Annotated in this window: 7 protein-coding genes and 1 pseudogene; 4 read left to right on the forward strand and 4 right to left on the reverse strand. The window is 66.0% G+C overall.

Annotation, left to right across the window (positions count from 1 at the left end):
* A partial coding sequence (locus FJY88_08985) for a hypothetical protein (protein MBM3287467.1) occupies positions 1-824 on the forward strand: 824 nt, incomplete at its 5' end.
* Here FJY88_08985 and FJY88_08990 read toward each other — a convergent pair.
* From FJY88_08990 to FJY88_09005, 4 genes and pseudogenes are all read right to left on the reverse strand, one after another.
* The gene (locus tag FJY88_08990; protein ID MBM3287468.1) at positions 793-2118 is read right to left on the reverse strand and encodes an MFS transporter; all 1326 of its coding nucleotides are present in this window, start codon (positions 2116-2118) and stop codon (positions 793-795) included. The two genes, FJY88_08985 and FJY88_08990, sit on opposite strands and share 32 nt — an antisense overlap.
* A pseudogene (locus FJY88_08995) lies at positions 2054-3583 on the reverse strand (fumarate hydratase). The gene FJY88_08990 and the pseudogene FJY88_08995 overlap by 65 nt, the downstream one beginning before the upstream one ends.
* 74 nt (positions 3584-3657) lie before the next feature.
* Positions 3658-4653, reverse strand: coding sequence for a tryptophan--tRNA ligase (trpS, locus tag FJY88_09000; GenBank protein MBM3287469.1), 996 nt, complete (start codon positions 4651-4653; stop codon positions 3658-3660).
* 176 nt (positions 4654-4829) lie between these two features.
* Positions 4830-5303, reverse strand: a complete 474-nt coding sequence (locus tag FJY88_09005; GenBank protein MBM3287470.1) for a hypothetical protein — start codon at positions 5301-5303, stop codon at positions 4830-4832.
* Between the two features lie 433 nt (positions 5304-5736).
* On the opposite strand from FJY88_09005, the gene FJY88_09010 reads away from it, so the two are divergent.
* The 3 genes from FJY88_09010 (at position 5737) to FJY88_09020 (ending at position 9935) form a co-directional block, all read left to right on the forward strand.
* Positions 5737-7494 carry a DNA topoisomerase VI subunit B gene (locus tag FJY88_09010; GenBank protein MBM3287471.1) on the forward strand — a complete coding sequence of 586 codons (1758 nt, stop codon included), beginning with the start codon at positions 5737-5739 and terminating at the stop codon, positions 7492-7494.
* 385 nt (positions 7495-7879) lie between these two features.
* On the forward strand, positions 7880-9028 hold the full coding sequence (locus FJY88_09015) for a DNA topoisomerase VI (protein MBM3287472.1): 1149 nt from the start codon (positions 7880-7882) through the stop codon (positions 9026-9028).
* Between the two features lies 1 nt (position 9029).
* Positions 9030-9935 (forward strand): YihY/virulence factor BrkB family protein, encoded by a 906-nt coding sequence (locus FJY88_09020; GenBank protein ID MBM3287473.1) that lies wholly within the window; start codon positions 9030-9032, stop codon positions 9933-9935.
* Positions 9936-10248 lie beyond the last annotated feature (313 nt).

A 10248-nucleotide genomic window follows, 5' to 3' on the forward strand; every position in this document is an offset into this window, starting at 1 on the left:
CCTACCTCCCGCTCGGTGACCCGGCCACGCCCTCGGTGGCGATCCATATCGCCCAGAAGCAGCAGACTGCGGGGTTCTTCACGATGCCGCTCGATCTGGAGATCTCGCTCGATGGGGGAGGCGCAGTTCGAAAGAGGATCTGGAACGATCCGGATCACCTCGACTTCGAGTTCGAGCTGGACGGGCCGGCCATCGGCGTTACGGTCGATCCCAACAGCTGGGTTCTCTGCCACCGTGAGACGGCTCCGTACGGCCTGAACATCACGACCACCGATCTTCTCGACGGCGTCGCGGGACAACTCTATGCGGCAACCCTGGTGGGACGCGGGGGGAATCCGCCCTACGCGTGGGAGGCCGACCGCGCGAGCCCGCTGCCGGACAGCCTGGCGCTCGATCAGGCGACAGGAGTCCTGAGCGGATCCGCTCCCGACAGCGGCGTCTACGCCTTCACGATCAAGCTGTGGGATCGGCTGGGGAAGATGGATCGCCAGTCGTACCGCTGGGCCGTGGGGACGGAGCCTCCGGACACGACCTTGATCCCGGAGCCCGATGATCTTGTCTTCACCGTGGGCCCCAGCCCCTCGCGAGATCGGATCGGTTTCGTGATCGACGGTCCCGGATCCGACAATATCGAACTGGACCTCTATGACGTGGGCGGGCGCCGCGTCCGCTCGATCTGGTCCGGGCCCGCACCGTCCAGGAAGTTCTCGTGGGACGGCAAGGACGACTCCGGCCAGCGCATGGCCTCGGGCATCTACTTCCTGCGGCTAAAGACCTCGACGGGACGGACGATCAACCGCCGGATCGCGTGGATCCCGACGTAGGGCGTTCCTGCTCGACGCGGAAGCGCCTGAAGAAGATCCAGAACAGCGAGGCCGCGGCCAGGTAGAGCCCCATCGTCCCGACCATGTTCGGCGTGAATCCGTAACGCTCGATCAGCCATCCTCCGAGCGGCGCCGTGACCATCCACGAGAGGTTCCAGGCGAGCATCCGCAGGCTGTTCGTCGCGGTCTGATGATCGGCCGGCACGATCTCCATCGCGAAGGCCGAGGAGACCGGCTGGTTCATGTTCATCAGCGCGCCGCGAAACCAGAAGGCCAGGACGGCGAGCCAGAGCCGGTCCGCCAGGGCCAGGATCAGAAAGAAGGGGATCGACAGGAGCTCCGTCGTGACGATCGCCCGCACGTGATTGAGCCTGCGCGCGAGGAGCGGACCGAGAAGGAATCCCGCCATCATCAAGATCTGCGCGACCGCGTAGAACGACCCGATCTGCTGCGGATCCTGGTCGAATCGGTCGCGGAAGTAGAGATTCAGGAAGGGAATCGTGAGCCCGGCGCCGCATCCCACGAGAAAAGACGGCAGGCAGATCTTGCCGAGCAGCCGATAGTCCCGCGCCAGGACGTACGCGCGCCAACCTCGGCGCTCCGCGGTCGGGGGGGCGCTCCGGATCCGCGCGAACGGGATCACGGCGAGAGCGGTCAGGAAAGCCACGCCCGAGAGGGCATATCGTAGGCCCAGGACCTCGCTGCCGAGGTGCTCGGCGATCCGTTTCGCCGCCAGCCCCGCCCCGAAGGCGCTCAGCACCGTCGCGAGGGTCTCGACCGCGGAGGCGAAGCCGAACAGCTCCGTCCTCTGCTCCGCCGTGCTATTGCGGACGAAGAACGGCGCCGCCGCGACCCAGTGGACCGTGAAGAGCATTCCGGTCGCCATCGCCGCGAAGATCAGAACGCCGGGATAGGGCAGCAAGAGCTGAACGAGGAAGGCCCCCGCGAATCCGGCCGCGGCGAGCATGAAGACCGACTGCGCGCTGAAGCGGTCGATCCAGAGCGCGGCGGGGATCGAGATCAGGACCATTCCGAGGCTTCCCGCCGATAGGATCCGGCCGATCGTCGCCTCGCCCATCCCCAGCGTGCGGAAGTAGAGGTTCATGTGGACCCAGAGGCTCCCGTGGCCGAGCCCCATCAGGAAGGTCCCGATCAGATAGAGGCGGGCGTTCCGCGAGAGGGTCCGGCTCGAGCGCCAGAGATGTCCGAACGCGGTCACCCGCCCGCCGCTATTGCTTCTGCCCGATCTCCCGGAAGAGATCCTGAAGCTTCGCGGTCGATGCCGCGTGAACATCCTTGTGCAGACTGTTTCCGTGCGCGTCCATCGTCACGACGACGGGAAAGTCCTCGACCTCGAGCTCCCAGATCGCCTCGGGGCTGCCGAAGCGCTCCAGCAGATAGACGCCGCGGACCTTCTTGACCTTCTCGGCGAGAACCTGCGCGGCTCCCCCGATGGCGTGCAGGTAGGCGCAGCCGTGCTCGCGGCAGGCCGCGAGGGTCGAGGCGCCCATCCCGCCCTTGCCGATCACCCCACGCAGGTTGTACTTCCCGATCAGGCCTCCCTGATACGGTTCCTCTCGGATCGAGGTGGTCGGCCCGGCCGCCTTCACAACCCACTCCTTCCCTTCTTTGACGACCACCGGTCCGCAGTGATAGATGATCGAGTTGGAGAGATCGACAGGCGGCGGATTCCCCTCGTGCAGGTACTTATGGACCGAATCGCGTCCTGTGTAGAGGATGCCGCAGATGTCGATGATGTCCCCGACCTTGAGGGCCCGGATCTTATCTTCGGTGAACGGCGCTTCGAGTCTCATCATTCGCTCCTTTGCCTGGGCGATAGGTGTTCGCCTGAGAGGGACGTTGCGCGAGTCCCGTCAATAGAGCCACTGACGGATGCGGCCGCGCGCGTCGAGGAGAACTCCCTGACGCCGGTAGGCCCAGCACATGTACGAGACGGTCACGAAGAAGGAGGCCGGCAGCCGGTCCAGCGCGCCGACCTTGCAGCCCAGCAGGGTCGTGCCGCCGCCGAATCCCATCGGGCCGATGCCCAGGGCGTTGGCTTTCTCGACAATCCGCTTCTCGAGCGCGGCCAGGACCCTGTTCGGGTTCCTGTCGTCGAGCTTGCGGAGGAACTGCTCCTTCGAGTGGAGGTAGCCCGTCGCCCGATCGCCTCCGATCGTGACGCCGAGGATCCCGGGGCCGCATCCCTTTCCCTGAGCCTGGTTCACGGCATCGAGGATGCACTTCTCGACGCCGGCAAGATCCCGGTCGGCGCCCATGCGCGAATCGGGGAGGGAGTACTGCGCGCCGACGTTCTCGCACCCGCCGCCCTTGAGGATGAGGCGGAGGTCGATGCCCGCCTTCTTGCCCTGCTCGAAGTGGTAGCTGGGACTGCCGGGGCCCAGGTTGGTCCCGCTGTTCTTGCCGGTAAGCGAGTCGACGGAGTTCTGGCGAAGATAGCCGACCCTTGTGGCCTCGCTCACGGCCGCGTCGGCGGCCGCCTTGAAGGCGGCCTGGTCGAATCCCTTCGGAGCCGTGACGAAGAAGAGGATCGATCCGGTGTCCTGGCAGATCGGCTGGCTCTTCGCGCGGGCCAGTTCGAAGTTCTCCTGGATGACACCCATGGCGTAGTGGCCGGTCGTGCCCTTCACTTCCTTGCGCCGCCCCCGGATGAGGGCGGTCGCGACGTCGTCCGGCAACTCCGCCGATGTCTTTCGTACCAGCTCCAGCAGGGACTGCTGCAAGGCGCGTCGGTCCATCGTTACCTCCTGGCGAGAGGGTTCCGCGAGCCTCGCGGAGCGCCCGCTCGCCTCTCAGACTCGGTCATACCCATCTATCGGGGCGGTCGGACTCCGACCGCGCCCCGGACTTCCTTCATCGTGCGCTCAGCCAGCTCTCCGCACTCCCGCGCCCCCCGCTCGAGCACATCCTCGACCGACTCGGGTTTGGCCCGGAGGCCCGCGGCCTTCTCCTGGATCGGGGCGAGGACGTCCATCATGTTCCGGTGGAGGATCTTCTTGCAATCGATACACCCGATCCCCGCGCTGCGGCAACCTTGCGCCACCTCCTCCTGATCCCGATCGGGAGAGAAGCTCTGGTGGAGGGAGTAGATGTTGCAGACTTCGGGCGTGCCCGGATCGGAGCGGCGCACCCGCGCCGGGTCGGTATAGGCCGGGGCGAGCTTCTGCCATACCGCCTTCGAGTCCTCCAAGAGGCCGATGTAGTTGTCGAGCGACTTGCTCATCTTGGTCTTGCCGTCCAGGCCGAGAATCCTCGCGCCCGTCTGCGGGACCAGTTGCGCCGGCTCGGGGAAGATCTCTCCGAAACGGGCGTTGAACTTGCGGGCGATCTCGCGGGAAAGCTCGATATGCTGGATCTGGTCCTCGCCGACCGGCACGGCCACCGCCTTGTAAAGGAGGATGTCGGCGGCCTGGAGGACCGGATAGGTGAAGAGTCCGGCATTGATGGACGCTTCCGCCTCCACGCGCTGGGACTTCTCCTTGAATTGCGTCATCCTCGAGAGATCGCCCATCGGCGTGACGGTGTTCAAGATCCATGCAAGCTCGGTGTGTTGTGGGACGTGGGATTGAACAAAGAGCCGACATCGCGAGGGGTCGAGCCCGGCGGCGATATTGGTCACCGCGGCGTCAAAAGTGCGGCGGGCCAGAAGCTCCCGCTCGTACGGCTGGGTCAGCGCGTGGTAGTCCACGATGCAGTAGATGCTGTCGTGGGAGTCGAGCATGCGGACCCAATTGCGAATCGCCCCGCAGAAGTTCCCCACGTGGATGTCCCCGCTGGGCTGAATCCCGCTGAACAAGATAGGCTTCAAGTGACGACCTCCCTCCGGTTGGAGCGCCGCGAAGATCAAGTATGGATGGAAGTCTAGACGAGGGGGGCGGGATCTGGCAAACGCTGCCGCCCGCAAGGGAACGGGCCCGGGTGGCCCCCCCGAAATCCTGAGGCCTACCCGGGCCTTCGTCCCTACATCTCAGACGGATCGGCTCTTCAGCTCACCGCCTTCGCGATCACCTTTGCCAGACGATCGAACTGCGCGAGCGTCAACCTCGGATAGTAGTGAAGCACCATCTGACGGAAGGCCTCCTGGAAGGCGCCGCTGGCCGCAGGAACGCGGATCGCGCGCGCGGCCACCCGCCGAGGCCTGCCCCGCTTGCGGGGACGGTGAGCCACCTTCGCCATCGGGGCCACCATCTTGGCCGCCTTCGCCCTTCTCCTCGGGGCCACCGTCACGGCCTTGACCGGAGCGGCGACCATCGGCCTTCTTCCGCGCGGCCGCCGGATCCCGGCCTTGCGCGCCTTCGCGTTCACGGTCGGAAGGGACACCTTGTGCCTTGCGGCGATCTTGCGATAGCTGAGGTTGCCCGCCCTCAAATCCGCGATGATCGCAGCCTCGCGGGCTTTCAATGCGACTTTGTCGAGGCGCTTCGGGCGCCGTGCCTTGACTCTCTTCTTTGTAGGCATGTTGGACACTCCCATACTCAGCGAAGCGATCCGCCTCGCTTGGACCTGTGCACGGTGGTCCGACATTCGTGCGGACCTCAACAACCCCGCGCAACGTGAAGCGCGCCGTCTGCGCGCATTCCTGCGTTCAGTGACGCATTGCAGGCAGTATTGGCGCGCTTCTCGCTTCTGTCAAAGGAAAAAGGGACGGATTTGTACAATGAGCGCCTGTCGCTCGCGAGGCGGACTGCTTGGCGCTCTTCGGGGGATTGCCCGGACCTGGGGTTCCGGGGGGCATCGGCTCGACCGGTCTAGGCTCCGGGGCGCTTGGCGGCGACCCCGCCGTCTTCCTCAGCCCCGCGGCGCGGGCCAATTCGACCTTGGCGGCCTTCACTTTTTCTGTTTCTCTCTACTGGAGTCGACCGGCAGGCCGCGGACTGGAGGTGCACTCAAGGTGGCAGCGAAGAATAGGAAGCGGACAGGCGGGGTGCAGCTCGAGGTTGCGTTCGCAGCCCCCGATCCTCCGGCGAGAAGGTCGATGCGGCAGACCCTCCCCGCAGCGAGCGCCGAGCAGAGGGCGGTCGGCGCGGGCGAGGGAGCGGTGGCCGTGGCGGAGCCCCCGGCCCGCCCGCGCGCGGGGCGCTCGGCAGCCGATCTGGCTACCCGCCAGAGGGACATCTCGGTCAGCGAGTTCTTCGCCAAGAACCGCCACCTCCTGGGGTTCGACAATCCATCCAAGGCCCTGCTCACGACGGTACGGGAGGCGGTGGACAACTCCCTGGATGCCTGCGAGGAGGCGGGGATCCTTCCTGATCTGGGAATCGAGATCGTGCCGATCTCGGAGGACCGCTACCGCGTGATCGCGCAGGACAACGGCCCCGGCATCGTGCGCGCCCAGGTCCCGAAGATCTTCGGCCAGCTTCTCTACGGGTCCAAGTTCCACACTCTGAAACAATCGCGGGGACAGCAGGGGATCGGCATCTCGGCGGCGGGGATGTACGGGATGCTGACGAGCGGCCGGCCGATGACGATCCGGACCAGGACGGGGTCCCGGCAGCCGGCCCACCACTTCGAGCTGCGGATCGACACCCATCGCAATCGTCCCGAGATCCTCGAGGAAAGGGAGATCGAGTGGGACGTGGAGCACGGAACGCGGGTGGAGATCGAGCTCGCGGGGACCTACAAGCGAGGGCGGCACTCGGTCGAGGGATACTTGCGGCAGGTCGCCATTGCCAATCCTCACGCGCGGATTGTCTATCTGCCCCCGAGCTCGGACGGGACGCCGGAGCCGATCACCTTTGAGCGCGTGAGCAACGCTCTCCCCCCCGAGCCGAAAGAGATCCAGCCGCACCCGTATGGGGTAGAGCTGGGCGTCCTGCTCAAGATGCTCAAGACCTCGGAGGCGAGGAACCTCCGCTCCTTCTTGCAGGCTGAGTTCTCCAGGGTGTCGCCGCGCGCGGCCGACGAGATCGCGAAGCTGGCCCAGATCGGCCCCTCCACGAAACCGTCGAAGATCGCGCTGGACAGCGCCGAACGGCTTCACAAGGCGATGAACCAGGTGAAGCTGATGGCGCCGCCGACGAATTGCATCGTCCCGATCGGGGAGAAGCTTCTGGAGCAGGCGCTCATGGCGGAGGTTCAGGCCGACTTCTACGCCGTCGTCAGCCGGCCGCCGACCGTCTATCGGGGGAATCCGTTTCTCGTCGAGGCGGGGATCGCCTGGGGCGGCGATCAGCCCGCCGAGGAGCCCGTCACCCTCTACCGCTACGCCAATCGCGTTCCGCTGCTCTACCAGCAGTCCGCCTGCGCCATCACCAAGTCGGCGATCGGCACGGACTGGAAGAACTACCAGGTGACGCAGCCGAGAGGGGCGTTGCCGGTCGGTCCCGCGGTTCTCCTCGTGCACATCGTGTCCGCGTGGGTCCCGTTCACGTCCGAGAGCAAAGAGTCGATCGCGCACTACCCGGAGATCCTGAAGGAGATCCGGCTCGCGCTGCAGGAGTGCGGGAGGCGGCTCGCCCTGCACATCAACAGGACCCGGCGGGCTCACGAGGAAGGAAAGAAGCGCTCGTACATCAAAAAGTACATTCCCCTCATCGGAGTCGCCCTGCAGCAGATCCTGGCTCTGACCGACGCCGACCGCGAGCGGACAGTCGCGACCCTGACACAGATCCTCGAGAAGAGCAGGGGCGAGGAGGAGCAAGATCAATGAGCCCCGCCGCAACTCCGCTGCGGACGGCGGCGAGCCGGCCGCTTCCCTTCGTCCCGCCATGGTCGCGTTCGCGGCGCGGGGCTGCGGGAGCGGGTCGGGCCGCGGGTCCACAGGACGACGTCGCCGTGCGCCGGTGGCACCGCGCGCGCTGCCGCTGGCATGATCCCTGCGAAGGACGGATCTCCTCGCGAGATTCCGACTCCATCGGGGATCGCGGCGGCAGATCCGTCGATCGGCGTGTCACGCAAAGCGGGCAGCGATGCGCGCCGGCGCGGATCTGCGCCGCGGGATCTGGAGATCCCCCCGCCGGCGTGAAGACGCGCGCCTGTGCGAATCCGTCCGGCGATTCACGTGGCGCGTTGGGTGTGATGAGGGGGAATCGGAGATGAAGAAGCTCGACACGGGGGTCCTCAAGACGGTCCGCGAACGCAACCGGAAGCTGGATCGCCAGACCGTCGACCTCATCATCTCTACCGCCGCCGAAGTCCACAAACGGATCGGCAAGCGGCAGAAGCCGGACATGAAGTTCCCCGTGCGGTCGCTGGGCAATGTCTCCTACTCCGAGAAGAAGGGATACCTGGAGATCGGGCGCCTCAAGAAGGTCAGGACGCTGACGGTCAACACCGTGAAGACCTTCGCCCAGACCTTGCGGATGATGTCCCTCTCGAAGGAGCTGATCGAGTCCAACGACTTCGCGACGAAGAGGGACGCCTACTATCAGTCCAAGAACTGGGGCGACGCGATGTTCCACGACCAGGTCGAGTCCGACACGGTCATGGACGACATCGAGGCCCTCTTCTCGCAGGGAGAGATCAACCGGGAGCAGCTCCGCTTCATCCCGGACGAGCACGGCGGCGCCGTGGCGGGGGACCTCGTGGTCCTCGACCCCGATCTCGAGACCGGCGAGATTGAGCGGATCGACTGCACGCGGTTCGGGTCCGGAGCCTATTCGATCCCGTCATCGGTCGAGCACCTCGGTTTCGAGACCGAGGCCCGCTTCGTTCTGGCCATCGAGACGGGCGGCATGTTCCAGAGGCTGCAGAGCCACAAGTTCTGGAAGACCGCCTCCTGCATCCTCGTGTCGATGGGGGGTGTGCCGACGCGGGCCACGCGGCGATTCATCCGCCGCCTGGCCGACGAACGAAAGCTCCCGGTCTATGCCTTTGTGGATTGCGATCCATACGGGATCTCGAACATCTACCGGACGCTCAAGGTCGGGTCGGGGAACGCCGCGCACATCAACCAGTTCTTCTGCGTGCCCCACACCCGCTTCCTCGGAGTGACGCCGCAGGACATTGTCGACTACAAGCTGCCGACCCACCCGCTCAAGGAAGTCGACATCAAGCGGGCGCGCGACGCGATCAAGAACGATCCCTTCTTCCAGAAACACCGCGAGTGGCGGCGCGCGATGGAGAAGCTCCTCCAGATGGGCGTGCGCGCGGAGCAGCAGGCGCTGGCCAAGTGGGGACTGAACTACGTGATCGAGGAATACCTCCCTGCGAAGCTCTCTCACACAGAGCGTTTTCTCCCCTGAGATGGAGACGACGGGGCGCTTCGCCGACCGGTGCGGGCGGGGCCTCCTTGCAGCCCTGCGCTGGCTCGGGCGGCTCTTCGTGGAAGTCTGGGGGGGATGGCACCGGCATCGATGCACCCAGCTCGGCGCGGCGATCGCCTTCTACGGGATCTTCTCGCTCTTGCCCCTCTTGATCCTCCTGACATCGGTGTTCGGATTCGTGCTGGCGTCGTGGGGCGGAGCGGTCTCGTTTAGGGACGGGCTCTCGCGGCTCCTCTCGGACGGCGTCTCCCCCCAGGTCGCGCGCATCGCCGTCGAGGCGCTCATCGCGACCGAGGAGGCCCGCGGCAGACTGGGGCTACTGGGAATCGGGACTCTGCTCCTTGCCGCCGCGGGGGCCTTCGGCCAGCTCGAGAGCTCTTTGCAGGTGGTCTGGGACACGCACGTCACGGACAGGCCGGTGCCGTTCAGGAGGCAAGTGCTGGGCTTCCTTCGCTCGCGGCTCGTCTCCTTCCTTCTCGTCGGCGGGGTTTCCCTCCTGGTCTTCGCTTCGCTCGCGGGGGATGTCTTTCTCGACGCCTTCCGCAGGGAATACGACTTCGGGGGGCGGGCCAACTGGCGTCTCGTGCAGCTCGGGACCGGCCTGTTCGCGGCCGGATGGATCGTGACCCTCCTTTACCGGCTGCTGCCGGCGAAGAAGGTCCCCTGGCGCGCCGCTCTGGTCGGCGGATGGCTCACGGCCGGGCTATGGGAAGCTACGAAACAGCTCCTGTCGGCATATGTGCGGCATAGGGATTACACCCGCGCCTACCCGTTGCTCGGATCGGCCCTGGCGATCCTGCTCTGGGTCTATTTCGCGGGGCTCGTCTTCCTCTTGGGAGCCGAGGTCGCCGCGGGAATCACCCGCATGATGGCGAAGAGGCGCTAGCGGAACAGCGAGCGGATGCGGCCCCAGGTGACCGACCGCGTCGGGATAACGATGCCGTCGCGCACGTCGATGCAGTCGACCTCCGCCGTGCCGTAGACGAGCATGACGATCTTCAGAGTGTAGTTGCCCGCCTCCAGACAGTGGATCTTCCCGGACTGGACCCAGTCCCAGGGGGAGATTCAGGAGACGCCGCTGCCGGGGGGGCTCGACGACGTGTCGGCGGAGGCCGTGGTCGCCGGCGGGTCGGGGATCCAGTAGACCGCATAATCGCGGACCAGATCCAGTTGCCCGCGATTGCGGAGCGAGTCGCTCA

The organism is Candidatus Eisenbacteria bacterium (assembly GCA_016867495.1).
In the GTDB taxonomy this organism is placed as follows: Bacteria; Eisenbacteria; RBG-16-71-46; order CAIMUX01; family VGJL01; genus VGJL01.